This window comes from Pseudomonas sp. GZJR-8 (genome assembly GCF_002916705.1).
Lineage (GTDB): Bacteria > Pseudomonadota > Gammaproteobacteria > Pseudomonadales > Pseudomonadaceae > Aquipseudomonas > Aquipseudomonas synxantha_A.
Window position 1 is genome coordinate 66,355 of the sequence record NZ_JXSI01000018.1, and the last position, 17,905, is coordinate 84,259.

A 17,905-nucleotide genomic window follows, 5' to 3' on the forward strand; every position below is an offset into this window, starting at 1 on the left:
GTCCTTAATTGTTATTGGTGGACCGGGTCGATAGTGAGACTGTTTTATGACGCAACCATGACAGCGCACGCCTGGGCCGATCAAGAGGATATGCGACTCTTGTACTGTGGGATTGTCGTCATAGCGACATTGGCAGGATTAAACCGGACGTTCCAGGCAAAAAAAGGCCCCGCATGTGGGCGAGGCCTGTTCCACTCAAGTCAATTGAAACTTACCAACCGTGCCGGTAGTAGCCGTGGGGAGGGCCGTAGTAGCCGCGAGGCGGGCCATAATAGCCACGGGGAGGCCCGTAGTAGACCGGCGCCGGGCGATAGTAAACCTGCTGCTGCACGTACACCGGTGGTGGCGGCGCGTAATAGACCGGCGGTGGGGCGGCATACACTGGCTGCGGTTGCACATACACCGGCTGTTGCACATAGACCTCACGAGGCTGGCTGGCAACCACGGAGCCGACGACTGCCGCGCCCACAAGTGCACCCAACACTGCCGGGCCACCCCAACCACCACCGTGGGCGGAGGCTTGGCCGGCCATCGCAAGTGCGCCGATAAGCAAGGCGATTCTGGGGATTTTACGCATCATGGTCATTCCTCGGTTAGCCCCTGCGCTTGTGGTCTGCAATCAATGACCCAAGGATTGTCGCGGGGATACTTTTAAGACAACGTATTTAAAAAAAACAGCACGGCCAGTAGGTAAAGGTTGTGTAAGGTCTGTACCGATTTGCTTACTTCAAGGAGTTACCCATGCAGATGCATCCCAACAAGGACACCCAGCTGTGCATGTCGCTGTCGGCGCGCCCTGGGAACTTTGGCCTGCGTTTTCATAACCATCTGTATGAACAGCTGGGGCTGAATTTCTACTATAAAGCCTTCAGCAGCCAGGATTTAGCCGGCGCGATCGGTGGCATCCGAGCCTTGGGCGTGCGGGGTTGTGGGGTTTCCATGCCGTTCAAGGAGGCGGCCATCGCGCTGGTGGACGAACTCGACGATTCGGTTCAAGCCATTGACTCGCTGAACACCATCGTCAACACCAACGGTCATCTCAAGGCTTACAACACCGATTACATTGCTGTCGAGCAACTGCTGAAGAAGCACGCCGTGCCGAAAGATTCCACCTTCGCCCTGCGTGGCAGCGGCGGCATGGCCAAGGCGGTGGCCAGCGCCTTGCGTGATGGCGGTTATGCCAACGGTGTGATCGTAGCGCGCAATGAGGTGGCGGGCCGGGCATTGGCCAGCAACCTGGGGTATGAGTGGCAGGCGGACCTGGGCGACCTGCGTCCACAAATGCTGATCAATGTGACGCCCATTGGTATGACAGGCGGGGCCGAGGCGGATGCATTGGCGTTCGATGCCGACGCGATTGATCAGGCAGAAACTGTTTTTGATGTGGTGGCAATTCCGGCTGAAACACCGTTGATCGTGCGTGGCCGTGCCAAGGGCAAGCGTGTGATTACCGGGTTGGAGGTCATCGCGATCCAGGCATTGGAGCAGTTTGTGCTTTATACAGGCGTGCGCCCGACGCAGGAGCAGTTCGAGGCGGCAGTAGCCTTCGCTCGAAGCTAACGGTGGGAGGGGGCAAGCCCTAATGCCTGTAGGAGCGAGCTTGCTCGCGAAAAAACCATACTCGGCGCGTTTATTCAGGAAACACGCGTTAGTGTTGACGTTTTTCGCGAGCAAGCTCGCTCCTACAGATTATTATCTGTGTCAGGTCTGCTCCAACTGCGCCAGCCGTTCTTCCAGTGCGGCAATCCGCGCTTCCAGCTCTTCGATCCGTTCCACCGAAACAGCCCCCGCGCTACGCTCTACTGGATTGCCTCGCGCGGTCATGATCGCTTCAATATCCGCCGGATCCCCCAGCGCGTGGGTATACCGATCTTCCCGCTGGCCCGCCTGGCGCGGCACCAATACCGCCAACCCTCGGGCAATCAGGCGTTCCAGCTGGTGAACGACCTGCTCGGCATCTTCAAAGTCATGCATACGCCCGCTACGGGTCAGCAACTCGTTGACCGTCTGCGGCCCCCGCAGAAACAGCAACCCGGTCAAGATCACTTGGGCCGGCACCAGTTCCAACGCCTTGTCCACACGGTGTTCCCAGCGGTCGGCACGGCTACCCATCACCAGGCGGGTAAAGCCTTGGCCCTCCAGCGCGCGCAGGCTTTGGCCGACCTGGCCCTGGCTGAGGTTCATCACTGGCTCACGGCTGGTTTTCTGATTGCAGGCCAGCACCAGGGCGTTGAGCGTCAGGGGGTAGGTTTCGGGGTGGGTCGCCTGTTTTTCGATCAGGCAGCCAAGGATGCGGATTTCCGTGCTGTTCAGGCGCGGCTCAGGGGTGTCGGTGTCATGTTCGGCGGTCATCGCGCGTTCCCTATGCAGTGAAGGTCACCAGCGTAATCCTCAAAAAATAAAAGACAAGCGCCGGGCATGGCTATAATCGCCGCTGGTTCCAACCCTGCCATTATCGTGAGACTGACATGACTATTTCCCTGTACGCCGCTTCTATCCCAGTCTTCAAGCAAATGCTCAACGCATTGAGCGATGTGCTGAACAAAGCCGAAGCCCACGCTACTGCAAAGAACATCGAGCCCAATGCCCTGCTGCAAGCGCGCCTGTTCCCGGATATGTTCCCACTGGTGCGCCAGGTACAGATCGCCGTCGACTTCGCCAAAGGCGTGTCGGCACGCCTGGCCGAAATCGAAGTGCCCAAATACGAAGACACTGAAGTCACCTTCGCCGACCTGCAAGCGTTGATCGCCAAGGTCCTGGCGTTTGTCGACACCATCAAGCCCGAGCAGATTGACGGCAAGGAAGGTATCGAGATCGTCACCCGCCCAGGCACCCCGAAAGAGAAGCGCTTCAGCGGCCAGTCCTACCTGCTGACCTACGGCCTGCCGCAGTTCTTCTTCCACGTCACCACCGCTTACGCTCTGCTGCGTCATAACGGTGTGGAAGTGGGCAAGCGCGATTACATGGGCGCGTTCTAAACCGGCAAGCATAAAAAAGCCCGGTGTCGTTCGTGATTGAACGGCACCGGGCTTTTTTTGCGAGGCGTTTAAGCTGCCTGTTCTTCCTTGCCCAGGCAGGCCGCCGCTGTAAACAACACATCGGTAGACGAATTCAGCGCCGTTTCCGCCGAATCCTGCAATACGCCGATGATGAAACCGACGGCCACCACCTGCATGGCGATTTCACTTGGAATGCCGAACAGGCTGCACGCCAGTGGAATCAGCAGCAGCGAGCCGCCCGCTACACCGGAGGCCCCACAGGCGCAAATGGCCGCGACCACGCTGAGCAGCACCGCGGTCGGCAGGTCCACGGCAATCCCGAGGGTGTGCACGGCCGCCAGGCTTAGCACGGTGATGGTGATTGCCGCACCGGCCATATTAATGGTGGCACCGAGCGGGATCGACACCGAATAGGTGTCTTCATGCAGGCCCAGGCGCTTGCTCAACGCCAGGTTGACCGGAATGTTGGCCGCCGAGCTGCGGGTGAAAAATGCAGTAATACCGCTTTCACGCAGGCACATCAGCACCAATGGGTACGGGTTGCGGCGCAGTTTCCAGAACACGATGGCGGGATTGATCACCAGCGCCACGAACACCATGCAGCCGATTAACACCACCAGCAGGTGCGCATAGCCGAGCAAGGCGCCGAAACCGGAGGTGGCCAGGGTCGAGGCCACCAGGCCGAAGATGCCCAGCGGGGCGAAGCGGATGACCACGCGTACGATCAGGGTCACGCCGTTGGACAGGTCGTCCAGCACCGTGCGGGTGGTTTCACCGGCATGGCGAATGGCAACGCCCATGCCGATGGCCCAGGCCAGGATACCGATGAAGTTGGCATTCATCAGTGCGCTGACCGGGTTATCCACCACACTGAGCAACAGGCTTTGCAGTACCTCGCCAATGCCGCCGGGAGCGCTCACCGTGGCGTCATGGGTGGCCAGTACCAGAGAGGAGGGGAACAACGTGCTGGCGACCACTGCGACCACGGCGGCGGAAAAGGTGCCGAGCAGGTACAGGAACAGGATCGGGCGGATATGGGTTTCCTGGCCATGCTTATGGTTGGCAATCGAGGCCATGACCAGCACAAACACCAGGATCGGCGCGACGGCCTTCAGCGCCGTGACAAACACCTTGCCGATAAAGCCCGTGGCGCGTGCGGCCTCGGGGAACAGCAAGGCCAGCACGATCCCGGCGATCAGGCCGATGACAATTTGGGTGACCAGGCTGACGCGCATTAAACGTTGCAACAGGGAAGGGGCAGCAGTCATAAAGAGTTGTCTCTAGTTTTTTTAGTAGGGCACAGCATTGCAGGCAGAAAGTACTGTAGGAAGCAGGCGCGAAGTCTAGCATGCTGTAGGACGCGTCTCGTTCGCTGCGGCATTCCGTCACCCGTTTACGTCGGATTTGGTCAAGCCCCGACATGTTCTGTTAAGATTCACCCCTCTCATCTTTCCTCTCTATCAGCGAGCCCTTCGGGCTGTCGTTGATGTCGCTGTTTCTGGAGTTTGCATGTTGTTCCCTATCTTGCTGCTGTCGGCAGCCGGTTTTACCGTGCTGACCACAGAATTCGTGATCGTCGGCTTGTTGCCCTCGATCGCCCGGGACCTGAATGTCAGTGTGCCCCAGGCCGGGCTGCTGGTGACGCTCTTCGCGTTTACCGTGGCGGCGTTCGGCCCCTTCCTGACCGCCTATTGCGCGCGGTTCCAGCGCAAGCGTCTGTTTATCAGCATCCTGATCATGTTTGCGGTGGCCAATACCGTGGCGGCATTGGCGCCCAATATTTGGATAATGTCCCTGGCTCGCTTGATTCCGGCGTTGGGCTTGCCGGTGTTTTGGGCCTTGGCCAGCGAAACGGCGGTGGACATTGTCGGCCCTGAATTCGCCGGGCGTGCCATTGAAAAAATCGGCTTCGGCATCGTCTGCGCCACCGTGTTCGGGATTCCGGTAGGCACGCTGATTGCCGATATGTTCGGTTGGCGCACCGCCTTTGCAGTGCTTGCGGTGATTGCTCTGGCCAAAGCGTTATTGCTGTACATCTACCTGCCGGTGACCCAGGCAAAGAACGAGCAAGTCACCTTGCGCTCGCAATTCAAGATCCTGCGCAGCCCGGTGATGCAGGGCCACATCCTGCTGTCGATTCTGGTCTTCAGCGGCATGTTCACCGCCTATACCTACCTGGCGGATATCCTTGAGCGCTTGGCAGGGTTCGACGGCACGCTGGTGGGGTGGTGCCTGATGGGCTTCGGCGCGGTCGGGCTGATCGGCAATTCCCTCGGCGGGCGCGCGGTGGATCGTCACCCCTTGATTGCGTCCATAGTGTTCTGCGGGTTTATGATCGCGGGCATGGTGGCAGTGGTGCCGGCGATTCATTCCACCATTGGCCTGGCGGCAGCGATGGCGGTATGGGGCGTGACCCAGGCGGCGATGTTCCTGGTCAGCCATGTGCGATTGATGAAGGCGGCGCCCCACGCGCCGGCGTTTGCCGCCTCGCTGAATATCGCCGGGGCCAATCTCGGCATTGGCCTGGGTGCAATGGTGGGTGGGCATGTGATTGACACCCTGGGCCTGGGCAGCCTGGGCTTTGCCGCCTCAGGGTTCATCCTGGTGTCGATCCTGCTCGCACTGTGGCTGATGAGCGCCAAACCTCGCGCGGCCAGCGCCTGATCAAAGGGGCGCGCAGTTTTTTCAGGGCAGGGCGGTAAACAACTCGCGTCTTGCCCCTTCGGTAATCGCCACGATGCCGGGGTGCTTGACCTTGCGCTCCACCGAGATCGCATAGAACGACTCGGTCACCGCGTCGGTCTGGCCGATCAGCGCCACGCCGTATTGGCGCACCACCTCATCGGCAATCACGCTGGGGGCGATGAAAATTCCGCTGCCGGATTGCCCAAACGCTTGCATCAACGCACTGTCGTCGAATTCACCGATGATCCGCGGTTGAATCTGCTGCTCGGCAAACCAGCGCTGCAACCGGCTGCGCACTACGGTCTCTGCCCCCGGAATCAATAACGGCGCACCGTGCAAACACTGTGGGAAATCGCCGCCATGCTGGTCAGCCAACGCCTGGGTGGCGAAAAAACTGATGCCGCATTCCCCCAGTTTCTGGCTGTAGCCCTTGATGTCCAGATGGCTCGGCATCGGGCTGTCGGAAATCACCAGGTCCAGGCGCTGGATCGCCAGGTCGGCGAGTAAACGTTCGAGTTTGTCTTCGCGGCAGGTGATGCGCAGCGGTTCGCTCAGCTCCATGGTGGGGGCGATCAGGCGGTAGACGATGGATTTTGGCACCACATCCGCCACGCCGACCCTGAACGGGATCTGCTGCTCATCGGGCTGGGCGCGCAGCATCGTCTCAAGTTCGTTGCCCGTCTGGAACATCTGCTCGGCGTAGGGCAGCGCCTGGCGCCCGGCTTCGGTCAGCTCAAGCTGGCGCCCCACCCGCTGAAACAGAGCAATGCCAAAGGTTTGCTCCAATAGGCTGATCTGCCCGCTGATGGTCTGGGGCGTGAGGTTCAGCTGTTCGCAGGCACGCACGATGCTCCCAGTCTTGGCCACCACCCAGAAGTAATGCAGTTGTCGATAATTGAGCATCGGGGTCTACACTTCGTAAAAATCGAAGTATACGCGAGAAAAATACGAATTTTCCTGAACTGTTCCCCTGCATAGAATGCATCGCTATCGCGGGGCCACTATTTGGACCCAATGGTTCTAATGAGGAATACAGCATGAAACTCAATTCCCTGGGCGCGGCGTCGCTGCTTGCGCTTTCATTGGTGATGATCGGCGGTTGTGATCAGGTCGAGAAAAGCGCGCAGCAAGTGTTGGGCAAAGCCAGCGAATCGGCCAAGCAAGCGATCGATGACACCCAGAAGGCTGCCGAACAGGCATTGAGTGAAGCGACCCAGGGCTTGATCAATCCGCAGAAGAAAGATGATCAGGAAGAAAAAGACGCTGAATCGAACACCCAAGAAACCTAATTTCCAAGCACTACCACGTCAGGACTGACCTATGGATTACCTTTTACAACTGGCCGCCAGCCCCACCGCCTGGGTCGCACTGGCTACCTTGATCGTCATGGAAATCGTGCTGGGCATCGATAACCTGATCTTTATCTCGATCCTCACCAACAAACTACCCGAGCAGCACCGGGCCAAGGCGCGGCGCATCGGTATCAGCATGGCGCTGGTATTGCGCCTGGGCCTGTTGAGCACCATCGCCTTCATCGTGCAGTTGACGGCGCCGGTGTTTGAAGTGTTCGGCCAGGCGTTCTCCTGGAAGGACATGATCCTGATCGCCGGTGGCCTGTTCCTGGTGTGGAAGGCAACCACCGAAATCCATCACAGCATGGACCCGGAGCCTGAAGAGAAAGCAACGGTTGGCAACACCGTGGCCATCGGCTTCGCGGCGGCCATCGGGCAGATCCTGTTGCTCGACCTGGTGTTCTCCATCGACAGCATCATCACGGCCGTGGGCATGACCGAGCACTTGCCGATCATGATCATTGCCGTAGTGACCTCGGTGATTGTGATGCTGGTGGCGGCCGAACCGTTGGCCAAGTTCATCAATGACAACCCGACCGTGGTGATGCTGGCCCTGGGCTTTTTGATCATGATCGGCATGACGCTGATCGCCGAAGGCTTCGGCGCCCACGTGCCAAAAGGCTACGTGTATGCGGCCATGGCGTTCTCGGCGGCTATCGAATGCCTGAACATCGCACGGCGTAATCGCCACAAGCGTTTGCTCGCTGCCCGCGAGTAACCGCTGACCCAAAAGGCCGGCTGCGCTCACAAGAGCCCAGCCGGCCTTTTGCTGTCTGTTAGAATCGGCCCACTTGATAGCTTGAGGTCTTCCATGAACGAGCCGATTCGCCTTACCCAGTACAGCCACGGTGCGGGTTGCGGCTGCAAGATTTCGCCCCAGGTGTTGGAGGTGATCCTTGCCGGCAGCGGCGCACAGAACCTGGACCCCAACCTGTGGGTGGGCAACGCTTCACGCGATGATGCGGCGGTATACGCCATTGACGACGAGCGCGGCGTGGTCTCCACCACGGACTTTTTCATGCCGATAGTCGACGATCCCTTCGACTTCGGCCGCATCGCTGCCACCAATGCCATCAGCGACATTTATGCCATGGGCGGCGACCCCTTGATGGCCATCGCTATTCTTGGCTGGCCGGTCAACGTGCTGGCGCCGGAGATTGCCCGCGAAGTCATCCGCGGGGGCCGTTCGGTGTGCGACGCTGCCGGTATCCCGCTGGCGGGTGGGCATTCCATTGACGCCCCGGAGCCGATCTTTGGCCTGGCCGTTACCGGGATCGTGCAAAAGCGCCACATGAAGCGCAACGACACTGCCACTGCCGGCTGCAAGCTGTACCTGACCAAGCCTTTGGGCATCGGTATCCTCACCACCGCCGAAAAGAAGGGCAAGTTGCGCGAGGCCGACGTCGGCCTGGCCCGTGACTGGATGTGCACCCTCAACAAGCCTGGCAGCCGTTTCGGCAAGTTGGCCGGTGTCACTGCGATGACAGACGTTACCGGTTTCGGCCTGCTCGGCCACTTGGTGGAAATGGCTGACGGCAGTGGCCTGACGGCCCGCATCGAGTATGCAAAAGTCCCACGTCTGCCAGGGGTTGAGTACTACCTGGACCAGGGCTGCGTCCCGGGCGGTACTTTGCGCAACTTCGACAGCTACGCCAGCAAGCTCGGGCGCGTGCAGGAGTTGCACAAGCGCGTACTGTGCGACCCACAGACCAGCGGTGGCCTGCTGATCGCCGTCACCCCCGAAGGCGATAGCGAGTTTCACGCGGTAGCCGCCGAACTGGGCCTGAACCTTGAGCCAATCGGCGAACTGCTTGAGCGACAGACCAACGCGGTAGAGGTGATTTGATGGCAACTGACATCACCGATTACCGCGACATCTTCCTTAATGACAGGCCGATGATGGATACCCGCGCGCCGGTCGAATTCGTCAAGGGCGCGTTCCCCGGCGTGGTCAACCTGCCGCTGATGACCGACGACGAGCGCCAGCGGGTGGGCACCTGTTACAAGCAGCAAGGCCAGCAAGCTGCAATCGTCCTGGGCCATGAGCTGGTCTCTGGATCGATCAAGGCCGAGCGCATCGAGCAATGGGCGCAGTTTGCCCAGGCTAATCCGGATGGCTACCTGTACTGCTTTCGTGGTGGGCTGCGTTCGCAGATCGTGCAGCAATGGTTGAAAACCGAAGCGGGCATCGAGTATCCGCGTGTCGGCGGTGGCTACAAGGCAATGCGTACGTTCCTGCTGGAGACCCTGGAACAGACGACCGCTGAATGCGATTTCGTGCTGCTTGGCGGTATGACCGGTACCGGCAAGACCGAGGTATTGGGTCAACTGCGCAACGCCCTGGACCTGGAGGGCCATGCCAACCATCGGGGTTCCAGCTTCGGCAAGCGTGCCACCGCGCAGCCGTCCAATATCGACTTCGAGAACCGCCTGGCGGTGGACCTGTTGAAGAAACGCGCAGCGGGCATTGGCCAGTTCGTGGTCGAGGACGAGAGCCGCATGATCGGCAGCTGTGCGCTGCCACTGCCATTGCACAAGGGGATGCAGACGTTTCCAATGGTGTGGCTGGAAGACAGCGTTGAGGGCCGCGTCGAGCGTATCCTGAAGGATTACGTGGTCGACCTGTGCGCCGAGTTCATTGACGTGTTTGGTGAAAGCGGCCAGCTATTATTTGCCGAGCGCCTGACCCAAAGCCTGGCCAATATTCACAAGCGTCTGGGCGGTGAACGTTTCCAGCGGCTGCAGGCGATTTTGCAGGACGCCCTGGCAGAACAGGCGCGCAGCGGTGCAGTGGACCTGCACCACGTGTGGATCGAAGGCTTGTTGCGCGAGTATTACGACCCGATGTATGCGTTCCAGCGCGAGAGCAAAGGCGCTCGGATCGAGTTTGCCGGGGAGCAAGAGGCGGTGGTGGAATATTTGCGTGAACGAGCAGCTCGGGTGGGGTGATCTTTCGGACGCCATCGCAGGCAAGCCAGCTCCCACCTTTTGAAGTGTGAATACATACAAAGGTGGGAGCTGGCTTGCCTGCGATGAGGCCATCAGCCCCACTGAAAATCTAAAGAATCACCGCCCCAATCAACCCACACACCACTCCCACCAGCATGGTCAACCCGGCCACCGTCACCAGTACCCGTGCATCGAAATCCTTGCGCAGCATCAGCAGCGACGGCAGGCTCACGCTCGGCAGGGTCATCAGCAGGGCAACGGCCGGGCCGGTGCCCATGCCCAGGGTCATCATGGTTTGTACGATGGGTATTTCTGCCGCTGTAGGAATCACGAATAACGTACCGACGATCGCCAGCGGCACCAGCCACACCAGGCTGTTGGCCATCGCCCCGTCCACATGGGGGAACAGCCACACCCTTGCTGCACCGAGGATCAATACCGCCAGAATGTACACCGGGATGGTGCTCCAGAACAGTTGCCACAAGGTGCGCAACCAACGGCTCAGGAAGGGTTGCGACTCCAGGGTGCTTACTTCGGCGACAGCCTCCAGCGCCGCTTCCGGCACTTGATCAGGGCGCGCGATACGCTGCGCTACCAGAGACACCCCCACCACCAACACAATCCCGGCCACCAGCCGCAGCGCGGTAAAGTCCCAGCCCAGCACAAACCCCATGAACACCAGCGTGGCCGGGTTCAACACCGGGTTGGCAATCCAGAACGCCAGCGCCGCGCCCACCGACACCTGCTGACGGCGCATGCCCGCCGCCACTGGCGCTGCACAGCAACTGCACATCATCCCCGGCAAGGCAAATAGCCCGCCGCGCAGGGTCGAGCCCAGCCCGGCGCGGCCAAACAGGCGCAGCAGCCAGTCGCGAGGGATCAGTACTTGCAGTAATGAACCGAGGATCACCGCCAGCACTGCGGCTTTCCAGATCGCCAGGAAATACACTTGGGCGTAGGCCAGCGCCGCTGTCAGGGGCGAGCTTTGCTGGTCATTGAGAATCGAGGCGCCAATGCTGTGGTTGTCCGCCGCTACAAACGCCTTGAGGTAGTAGGGCGACCATTTCACATAGTAGAGGCCGATGCAGGCCACCAGCAGAAACAGGGCAGGCTTGTACCAGAACGACCAGCCCCGATTGGGCTGGGAGGACGCGAGGTTGGACATGAAGAGGATCCGCAGGTGAGTCGATAGCCGGGCATCATACGCCCCTGCGGCTCACGCTTCAGATATCTGCACTGACCTGGGTCGGATCCGGGCAGGTTTCATCGCCGTTATTCAGCCCCTGCTTATAGTTGCGACTGAGCAGTGAGGCCTTGCCGTTGTGCCAGGTCAGCGTCAATACGTACAGGGAGTCATAGTCATTGCCAGACCAGTCATCGGTGAGGGTGTGCTTTTCGCCGGACGCTTCGCTGGCGACTTTGTTGATCAGCTCCGGCAGGTAACCATGGGACCAGGCCGTGTAGATCGTCGCGTTGCGGTACTTGTCCTCGACCAGTTCTTCGGCCAGGGCGCTGGTGTCATTCGCTGAGAATTCGATGTTCACCGGCAGGCCAAGCTTGATCGCGCTGGGGCTGATGGTAATCAGTGGGCGAATGTAGCTGTAGGAATTGTCCAGTTCGCCTTCCTCGACATTGCGTGTCGGGTTGGCGGCAAACACGTAGTTGGCCTTGCCAAACTTCTCCGGCAGGACAGTAGCCAGGTTCATGGCACGGTTCAGGCCCTGGCAATTGAGCTGGCCCAGGCCACCGGCCGGTTTTTCGCCGTGGCGCAGGAATACCAGGGTTTGCACGCCGTCCACGGGTTGGGCACGGCTTTCACGGGCGTCGAGAGCGGTGACGATGGCCGCGCTGACCAGCAGCAGCGGCAACATCATGTATGAATAACGTTTGAATCGTTGCACAAGGCGCAGAGGCTTGATCTTCATTATAGGTTCGAGTCTTCGTGCGTCGGGTTAAGGCGGACAGGCCCGGCCCCAGTGACGCGGCAAGCGTCCTGCGGTATTCCCTGTCGATATAGCAAGGTGCCTCCATTCACCCTTCGGGCGCTCTTAAGAGTGCAATCGGGCGTTTTGGTTCGCCCAGAGGGGATACTAGTGGGCAAATGTTGCGCAACGATGACCCATGCACGGTGGCGGGCAGATGACTATCATGAGGGCTTTCCGTCCAGGGGGTTCTCGATGAACGCACTCGCCGCTTTCCCGATCAACAGCAAATGGCCTGCCCAGCACCCGGATCGCCTGCAGTTGTATTCGTTGCCCACGCCCAACGGCGTCAAGGTGTCGATCATGCTCGAAGAACTGGGGCTGCCCTATGAAGCGCACAAGGTCAGTTTCGACACTCAGGATCAGATGTCCCCGGAGTTCATGTCCCTGAACCCCAACAACAAGATCCCCGCGATCATTGATCCTAACGGCCCGAGCGGGCAGCCGCTGGCGCTGTTCGAGTCCGGCGCGATCCTGATCTACCTGGCGGAAAAGACCAGCCAGTTGCTTTCCGAAGACCCGGCCACCCGCTATGAAACCCTGCAGTGGCTGATGTTCCAGATGGCCGGGATCGGCCCGATGTTCGGCCAGGTGGGGTTCTTCAACAAGTTCGCCGGCAAGGCTTATGAAGACAAGCGCCCGCGTGACCGCTACGCCGCTGAAGCCCGGCGCTTGCTGGGCGTTCTGGAAAAACGCCTGCTGGGTCGCACCTGGATCATGGGGGACGAGTACAGCATTGCCGACATCGCCACTTTCCCCTGGATTCGCAACCTGATCGGTTTCTACGAATCCGGCGACCTGGTGGGCATTGCCGATTTCCCTAACGTACTGCGCGCATTGGACGGCTTTGTCGCACGTCCGGCGGTCATCCGTGGCCTGAATATTCCGAGCTGAAGCATGCCGACTTTCGAGTTCCAACAACTGGATGTATTCAGCCGCGTACCGCTTAAAGGTAACCCGTTGGCCGTGGTGCTCGGCGCCGATAGCCTCACTGACCAACAGATGGCCGACTTTGCCAACTGGACCAATCTCAGCGAAACCACGTTTTTGCTGACACCCAGGGATCCACGGGCCGACTACCGCGTACGCATTTTCACCACCCTCACGGAACTGCCGTTTGCCGGCCACCCGACGTTGGGCAGTTGCCACGCCTGGTTGCAGGCCGGTGGCGTACCCCGAGGCGAGGAGATTGTTCAGGAGTGCGAAATCGGTCTGGTGCGCATCCGCCGCCAAGGTGATGAACTGGCGTTTATCGCGCCGCCGTTGTTGCGTGCAGGGGCCGTGGAGGCGCCGTTGCTGGAACGCGTGCGTCTGGCATTGAAGCTGGCGCCCGAGGCGATTGTGCGCAGTCAGTGGGTCGACAATGGTGCGGGGTGGCTGGCGGTGATGCTGGCTGATCGTGACGCGGTGCTCGCGTTGCAACCGGACTATGCGCAACTGCTGGGCCTGGCCGTGGGGGTGATCGCCCCCTGTGATCCAGTGCGTGACGCGGTAGACGCGCAATTTGAAGTGCGCGCCTTTATCGCTGGCGACGGCGCCCCTGAAGACCCGGCCACCGGCAGTTTGAACGCAGGTGTTGCCCAATGGCTGCTCGCCGAGGGCTTGGCGCCCAGCCGTTATGTGGTCAGCCAGGGCACGGCGATGGGGCGAGCAGGGCGTATTCACATCGAGCGCCAGGGCGATGAGGTGTGGGTCGGCGGCGCCGTAGTGCTGTGTATCCAAGGGCAGCTACAGCTCTAGATCAATAAATTGTTACGCGCCTGGCAATACACTATTGGCCCCTTGGCATTTGTGTTGCCGGGACTTGGGGGCATAAGCTTTGGCCCCAAAGATTTCAGCCATTTTTCAGGAAAGCCATGACCAGTCAGTTCCCCCAAGCCCGCCCACGTCGCCTGCGCCGCTCCCCGCAACTGCGTGGCTTGTTCCAGGAAAGCGAATTCACCCTTAACGATCTGGTGTTGCCGATCTTCGTTGAAGAAGAAATTGACGATTTCGTGCCGATTACCAGTATGCCGGGCGTGCTGCGTATCCCGGAGAAGAAACTGGCCGGCGAGATCGAGCGTTACGCCCGTGCCGGCATCAAGTCGGTGATGACCTTCGGCGTATCCCACCACCTCGACGCCAACGGCAGCGATACCTGGAAAGAGCGCGGCCTGGTTTCGCGCATGTCCTCGATCATCAAGGACGCAGTGCCGGAAATGATTGTGATGTCTGACACCTGCTTCTGCGAATACACCGACCACGGCCATTGCGGCGTGATGCACGGTGCCCATGTCGACAACGACGCAACCCTGGTCAACCTCGGCAAACAAGCTGTGGCCGCTGCCCGCGCCGGCGCCGACGTGATCGCTCCGTCCGCCGCCATGGACGGCCAGGTCCAGGCCATCCGCCGCGCCCTCGACGACGCCGGTTTCACCCACATCCCGATCATGGCCTACTCGACCAAATTCGCCTCGGCCCTTTACGGCCCCTTCCGCGAAGCGGGCGGCAGCGCCCTCAAGGGCGACCGCAAAAGCTACCAGATGAACCCGATGAACCGCCGCGAAGCCGTGCGCGAATCGCTGCTGGACGAACAGGAAGGTGCCGATGCGCTGATGGTCAAGCCAGCCGGCGCTTACCTCGACATCATCCGCGACATCCGCGAGGCGTCACGCTTGCCCGTCGCGGCGTATCAGGTGAGCGGTGAGTACGCGATGATCAAGTTTGGCGCACAGGCGGGGGCGATTGATGAGGATCGCGTGGTGCGCGAGACATTGGGGTCGATCAAGCGGGCGGGGGCGGATTTGATTTTTACCTACTTTGCGATGGATTTGGCGTTGGCGGGGATCTAAAGGCATCTCTGAACCTGTGGCGAGCGAGCTTGCTCGCGCGGGGCTGCCTAGCAGCCCCGTATCTCGGCCAGAAAATTATTTAATGGCGTTCTTTAATGCTAAGGCAACATGGTTTAACCACGTTTCCCCATCATTCCATTCATTAGGGTAATAGTAATAACAGCCGATATCAGAGAGTAAAAAGTCTTGAAGCTCTTGCTCTGTTTTTTTGGCTGATACCAGTTTTTCTAGCTCTAATAGCACTATTACTATCGTATCTTCAGACGATTCCGAGATAAAAAAATCAATTACGTCGTTTGCGCTTTTGTGATCATCAACCCAATCTTGATTGAAGTACCCAGCAAGAAATTGCTGTAGCTCGGGGTAGTCTTTGTTCATGGGTTTGGAAAGCCTGTGTGAATTCGATATCCAGTATGCATTTTTTGGTCTCTGCGAATAATTAAGTAAATTTCTTTTCCGGGTACAGATGTCGTAGTGTTCTTTCTGAAACTTGTGCCTATTGGCTCTTGGGATGGTTGAGTGATGACTATCTGCTGGTTGTTTCCTTGTAGGAAGTCTTTGATTTTGTCTTGATTGTTATCCAATACCTTTGAAATGGCGAGTTCAGCTGTTGCGCGATCATGAAAAGTAGAGGCTGCCGGGATATGTGGTTCCCGCCTCAAGCGGTCAAGCAATTGTTGATCCGTTCTACCGACATGCTTTTCCATAAGATGTCCTCCTGCCGCCTCATGTGCGGCTAAACCTCCTCCTGGAACGATTACGCTATAAGGCCCTTCAGGGCAGCTTGTTTTTTTACAGCTTAGTCCCAGCGGATCCACCCACCCTGTGGGATTGGGCACGTACTGGTACGCGTTGATCCCGCCCGCCAACTTCACCGGGTCCGGCGTCAGATAACGACCGATATCCGGATTGTAGTAGCGATGGTGGTTGTAATGCAGGCCGCTTTCCGCGTCGAAATACTGACCTTGAAAACTCAGCGGATTGTCGATTTTGCTTACGTCGAACCGGGCGATCTGGCCGTAGGCGCGGTAGTGGGCGGACCAGACGATTTCGCCCTCGGGGCTGGTCAGTTCCTGCGGTGTGCCGAGGTGGTCGAGTTGGTAGTTGTAGGGCGTTGTGGCTTGTGGTCCGTAGCCTTCCAGCAGTGCCAGCGGGCGGAAGCTGTTGGGCTCGTAGATATAACTGCGATGACAGTCCGCATGGTGCTCGGCAATCAGCTTGTCGCCTTGCCAAAAAAACTCCGTGGTTATGTCATCCACGGTCTTGCTGACACGCCGGCCAAACGGGTCATAGCGATAACTAGCGGTTTCGCCGTTCGGCTTTGTGATGGTGATTAACCGATGCTGGCAGTCGTAGCGGTATTCCGTGACGAGTTGCTGGCCTTTGCCGCGCCGTTCGCGGATAAGGTTGCCGAAGGCGTCGTAGTCGTAATGGCGGTCGCCCTGGATCATCAGGCGGTTGCCGGCAACGATGTCCGGGCCGGGGCGGTCTTGCATCAGCAGGTTGCCCGCTGGGTCGTGGGCGAAGCGTTCCTGGACGTCTTGGGAATGATCGGCGCGGGTCAGGCGATTAAGCGGGTCGTAGCGGTAGTCGTGTTGGCCCTTTCGGGTGTCGAGCAGACGGGTGAGGGTGCCGCTTTTGTCGTAGTCGTATTGGCGTTGGTAGAGGTAGTTTTGCTGCTGCGTAACGGCATGGGCGTGCAGGCGGTTCTGGTCGTCGTAGTGGTAATGGCTGAGCAGTTGACCTTGTTGGCGTTGGTGCTCGCGACCGCTCTTGAAGAGATGCGAGGTGAGCACCTCACCATTGAGCTCGACGGTGGCGAGGTGGCCGCCTTTGTTGTGGTTGAAGACGAGGCGGTTGTTGTCCGGCAGGCGCAGGTTTTTCAGCTGGCCGCAGGCGTCGTAGCCGTAGCGCAGGGTGCCCCAGCCTTGGTGCTCGGCAGTGAGGCGGTTTTGGCGGTCGTATTCGTAGGCCAACGCCCAGTGACCGTCTTCGACGCTGAGGAGGTTGCCTTGGCGGTCGTAGGCATAGTCGACAACGCTGGCATCGGGCAGGGTTTTTCGTACGAGGCGACCGGCGTGGTCGCGCTCGTAGCGGGTGATGAGCTGACTGCCGTCGTCGCCGTGTTCGGCCTTTTCCAGCAGGTTGCCGTTGAGGTCGTAGACGTAGGCGGTGCGTTGGCCGTCGAAGCCGGTTTCCTGTTGGATCAGGCCGTTGGGGTGGTAGTCGAGTTGGTAGGTTTCGCCGACTTCGTTCTCGATTTCGGTCAGCAGTAAGCGAACGTTGTCGTAGCGGTATTTGACCTGGGTGCCGTCGGCGTTGATACGGCGGCTGATCAGGTGCAGGCCATCGGCGTATTCGTAGCGGGTGACGTGGCCGAGTTCGTCGCGTTCGGCGATGATTTTGCCGTAGGGGTTGTAGCTCAATTCCCGGCAAGAACCGCCGGGCTGGATCAGTTTCAGCAGGCGACCGGCAGCGTCCCATTCATAACCGGTCAGTGCGCCATGCTCATCCTCACGGGCAACTTGCCGCCCCAGGTCGTCATAGCGATAACGCTTGATCCCACCATTGGGCAATTGCTCTTCCAGCAACTGCCCCCGCTCATTCCACACCAGCCGATGGCAACTATGATCCGGGTACCAAACCCCGGTCAGTTGCCCGTGTTTGTTGTAGCTGTAATCGGTAACCTCGCCGTCAGGATCGGTCCTACGCGTAACATCGCCTTGCTTATTACGCTCGTATTTCCAGACCGCCTCCCCACGCCTCACAACCCGAACAAAACCGTTGTCATGCTCGTAGGACGTCGGCTCGTCATCTCCCGGAAACAAAGCCACCAGGCGCCCAGCTTCGTCGTACTGGTAGGCCGTCACCGCGCCCATTGGGTCTTGCTCGACGGTCAGCCGCCCCTCGGCATCGTAGGATTTAAAATGCTGCGCGCCGTCCGGATCGATGCGCTGCACCAACCGCGCCCGGTCGTCGTGGACATACACTTCCTGGCTGCCATCGGCGTTATGCACGGTGACGTGGCCGTCATCGTCCCAGGCATAGCGCGTGTCCATCTGCGAAAAACTCGCCCAATGCCGGACGCAACGTGCCGCCTTGCCGGA

The 17,905-nt window shown here is 59.4% G+C and carries 18 protein-coding genes; 10 read left to right on the forward strand and 8 right to left on the reverse strand.

Going from position 1 to position 17,905, the window contains the following annotated elements; translation table 11 throughout:
• Positions 1-211: 211 nt before the first annotated feature.
• On the reverse strand, positions 212-586 hold the full coding sequence (locus TK42_RS25590; protein ID WP_078820851.1) for a hypothetical protein: 375 nt from the start codon (positions 584-586) through the stop codon (positions 212-214).
• Between the two features lie 155 nt (positions 587-741).
• On the opposite strand from TK42_RS25590, the gene TK42_RS25595 reads away from it, so the two are divergent.
• Positions 742-1,560 carry a shikimate 5-dehydrogenase gene (locus TK42_RS25595; protein WP_103735439.1) on the forward strand — a complete coding sequence of 273 codons (819 nt, stop codon included), beginning with the start codon at positions 742-744 and terminating at the stop codon, positions 1,558-1,560.
• A gap of 141 nt (positions 1,561-1,701) precedes the next feature.
• On the opposite strand, the gene TK42_RS25600 is transcribed toward TK42_RS25595, so the two are convergent.
• Positions 1,702-2,352, reverse strand: coding sequence for a YceH family protein (locus TK42_RS25600; RefSeq protein WP_005786887.1), 651 nt, complete (start codon positions 2,350-2,352; stop codon positions 1,702-1,704).
• A 116-nt stretch (positions 2,353-2,468) separates the two neighbouring features.
• Here TK42_RS25600 and TK42_RS25605 point away from each other — a divergent pair, with 116 nt between their 5' ends.
• Positions 2,469-2,978 carry a DUF1993 family protein gene (locus TK42_RS25605; protein WP_005786889.1) on the forward strand — a complete coding sequence of 170 codons (510 nt, stop codon included), beginning with the start codon at positions 2,469-2,471 and terminating at the stop codon, positions 2,976-2,978.
• 68 nt (positions 2,979-3,046) lie between these two features.
• On the opposite strand, the gene sstT is transcribed toward TK42_RS25605, so the two are convergent.
• Positions 3,047-4,267, reverse strand: coding sequence for a serine/threonine transporter SstT (gene sstT / locus TK42_RS25610; protein ID WP_078820854.1), 1,221 nt, complete (start codon positions 4,265-4,267; stop codon positions 3,047-3,049).
• A 241-nt stretch (positions 4,268-4,508) separates the two neighbouring features.
• Between sstT and TK42_RS25615 the strand changes: the two genes are divergently transcribed.
• Positions 4,509-5,663, forward strand: a complete 1,155-nt coding sequence (locus TK42_RS25615) for an MFS transporter (RefSeq protein WP_103735440.1) — start codon at positions 4,509-4,511, stop codon at positions 5,661-5,663.
• Positions 5,664-5,684: 21 nt separating this feature from the next.
• On the opposite strand, the gene nhaR is transcribed toward TK42_RS25615, so the two are convergent.
• Entirely contained in the window at positions 5,685-6,587 is a 903-nt protein-coding gene (gene nhaR, locus TK42_RS25620; protein ID WP_032876794.1) for a transcriptional activator NhaR, read from the reverse strand.
• Between the two features lie 134 nt (positions 6,588-6,721).
• On the opposite strand from nhaR, the gene TK42_RS25625 reads away from it, so the two are divergent.
• From TK42_RS25625 to mnmH, 4 genes are all read left to right on the forward strand, one after another.
• Positions 6,722-6,973: a hypothetical protein gene (locus TK42_RS25625; RefSeq protein ID WP_005786899.1), complete on the forward strand. Its 252-nt coding sequence runs from the start codon at positions 6,722-6,724 to the stop codon at positions 6,971-6,973.
• Between the two features lie 31 nt (positions 6,974-7,004).
• Positions 7,005-7,754, forward strand: a complete 750-nt coding sequence (locus tag TK42_RS25630) for a TerC family protein (protein ID WP_005786902.1) — start codon at positions 7,005-7,007, stop codon at positions 7,752-7,754.
• A gap of 93 nt (positions 7,755-7,847) precedes the next feature.
• The gene (selD, locus tag TK42_RS25635; RefSeq protein WP_078820856.1) at positions 7,848-8,882 is read left to right on the forward strand and encodes a selenide, water dikinase SelD; all 1,035 of its coding nucleotides are present in this window, start codon (positions 7,848-7,850) and stop codon (positions 8,880-8,882) included.
• Positions 8,882-9,985, forward strand: a complete 1,104-nt coding sequence (gene mnmH, locus TK42_RS25640) for a tRNA 2-selenouridine(34) synthase MnmH (protein ID WP_103735441.1) — start codon at positions 8,882-8,884, stop codon at positions 9,983-9,985. The genes selD and mnmH overlap by 1 nt, the downstream gene beginning before the upstream one ends.
• A 109-nt stretch (positions 9,986-10,094) precedes the next feature.
• Here mnmH and TK42_RS25645 read toward each other — a convergent pair whose 3' ends face one another.
• On the reverse strand, positions 10,095-11,150 hold the full coding sequence (locus tag TK42_RS25645; RefSeq protein ID WP_032876785.1) for a permease: 1,056 nt from the start codon (positions 11,148-11,150) through the stop codon (positions 10,095-10,097).
• Between the two features lie 58 nt (positions 11,151-11,208).
• The gene (locus TK42_RS25650) at positions 11,209-11,910 is read right to left on the reverse strand and encodes a hypothetical protein (protein ID WP_005786910.1); all 702 of its coding nucleotides are present in this window, start codon (positions 11,908-11,910) and stop codon (positions 11,209-11,211) included.
• Between the two features lie 252 nt (positions 11,911-12,162).
• Here TK42_RS25650 and TK42_RS25655 point away from each other — a divergent pair, with 252 nt between their 5' ends.
• The 3 genes from TK42_RS25655 (at position 12,163) to hemB (ending at position 14,798) form a co-directional block, all read left to right on the forward strand.
• A complete protein-coding gene (locus tag TK42_RS25655; RefSeq protein WP_103735442.1) occupies positions 12,163-12,861 on the forward strand; it encodes a glutathione S-transferase N-terminal domain-containing protein in 699 nt (232 codons plus the stop codon).
• A 3-nt stretch (positions 12,862-12,864) separates the two neighbouring features.
• Positions 12,865-13,707, forward strand: a complete 843-nt coding sequence (locus TK42_RS25660; protein ID WP_103735443.1) for a PhzF family phenazine biosynthesis protein — start codon at positions 12,865-12,867, stop codon at positions 13,705-13,707.
• A gap of 116 nt (positions 13,708-13,823) precedes the next feature.
• On the forward strand, positions 13,824-14,798 hold the full coding sequence (gene hemB, locus TK42_RS25665; RefSeq protein WP_005786915.1) for a porphobilinogen synthase: 975 nt from the start codon (positions 13,824-13,826) through the stop codon (positions 14,796-14,798).
• Between the two features lie 75 nt (positions 14,799-14,873).
• Here hemB and TK42_RS25670 read toward each other — a convergent pair whose 3' ends face one another.
• Together TK42_RS25670 and TK42_RS25675 are read right to left on the reverse strand one after the other, a co-directional pair.
• The gene (locus TK42_RS25670) at positions 14,874-15,176 is read right to left on the reverse strand and encodes a contact-dependent growth inhibition system immunity protein (RefSeq protein WP_078820861.1); all 303 of its coding nucleotides are present in this window, start codon (positions 15,174-15,176) and stop codon (positions 14,874-14,876) included.
• Positions 15,173-17,905: RNase A-like domain-containing protein (locus TK42_RS25675; RefSeq protein ID WP_256584799.1), on the reverse strand; the 2,733-nt coding region annotated here is incomplete at its 5' end. The genes TK42_RS25670 and TK42_RS25675, both read right to left, overlap by 4 nt.

Bases quoted from the DNA above. Each gene is read 5' to 3' on its own strand.
- nhaR (WP_032876794.1), bottom strand. From the start codon at position 6,587: ATGCTCAATTATCGACAACTGCATTACTTCTGGGTGGTGGCCAAGACT.
- sstT (WP_078820854.1), bottom strand. From the start codon at position 4,267: ATGACTGCTGCCCCTTCCCTGTTGCAACGTTTAATGCGCGTCAGCCTG.
- TK42_RS25595 (WP_103735439.1), top strand. From the start codon at position 742: ATGCAGATGCATCCCAACAAGGACACCCAGCTGTGCATGTCGCTGTCG.
- TK42_RS25625 (WP_005786899.1), top strand. From the start codon at position 6,722: ATGAAACTCAATTCCCTGGGCGCGGCGTCGCTGCTTGCGCTTTCATTG.
- TK42_RS25670 (WP_078820861.1), bottom strand. From the start codon at position 15,176: ATGAACAAAGACTACCCCGAGCTACAGCAATTTCTTGCTGGGTACTTC.
- TK42_RS25590 (WP_078820851.1), bottom strand. From the start codon at position 586: ATGACCATGATGCGTAAAATCCCCAGAATCGCCTTGCTTATCGGCGCA.
- TK42_RS25650 (WP_005786910.1), bottom strand. From the start codon at position 11,910: ATGAAGATCAAGCCTCTGCGCCTTGTGCAACGATTCAAACGTTATTCA.
- TK42_RS25615 (WP_103735440.1), top strand. From the start codon at position 4,509: ATGTTGTTCCCTATCTTGCTGCTGTCGGCAGCCGGTTTTACCGTGCTG.
- TK42_RS25630 (WP_005786902.1), top strand. From the start codon at position 7,005: ATGGATTACCTTTTACAACTGGCCGCCAGCCCCACCGCCTGGGTCGCA.
- hemB (WP_005786915.1), top strand. From the start codon at position 13,824: ATGACCAGTCAGTTCCCCCAAGCCCGCCCACGTCGCCTGCGCCGCTCC.
- TK42_RS25660 (WP_103735443.1), top strand. From the start codon at position 12,865: ATGCCGACTTTCGAGTTCCAACAACTGGATGTATTCAGCCGCGTACCG.
- selD (WP_078820856.1), top strand. From the start codon at position 7,848: ATGAACGAGCCGATTCGCCTTACCCAGTACAGCCACGGTGCGGGTTGC.
- mnmH (WP_103735441.1), top strand. From the start codon at position 8,882: ATGGCAACTGACATCACCGATTACCGCGACATCTTCCTTAATGACAGG.
- TK42_RS25655 (WP_103735442.1), top strand. From the start codon at position 12,163: ATGAACGCACTCGCCGCTTTCCCGATCAACAGCAAATGGCCTGCCCAG.
- TK42_RS25600 (WP_005786887.1), bottom strand. From the start codon at position 2,352: ATGACCGCCGAACATGACACCGACACCCCTGAGCCGCGCCTGAACAGC.
- TK42_RS25605 (WP_005786889.1), top strand. From the start codon at position 2,469: ATGACTATTTCCCTGTACGCCGCTTCTATCCCAGTCTTCAAGCAAATG.
- TK42_RS25645 (WP_032876785.1), bottom strand. From the start codon at position 11,150: ATGTCCAACCTCGCGTCCTCCCAGCCCAATCGGGGCTGGTCGTTCTGG.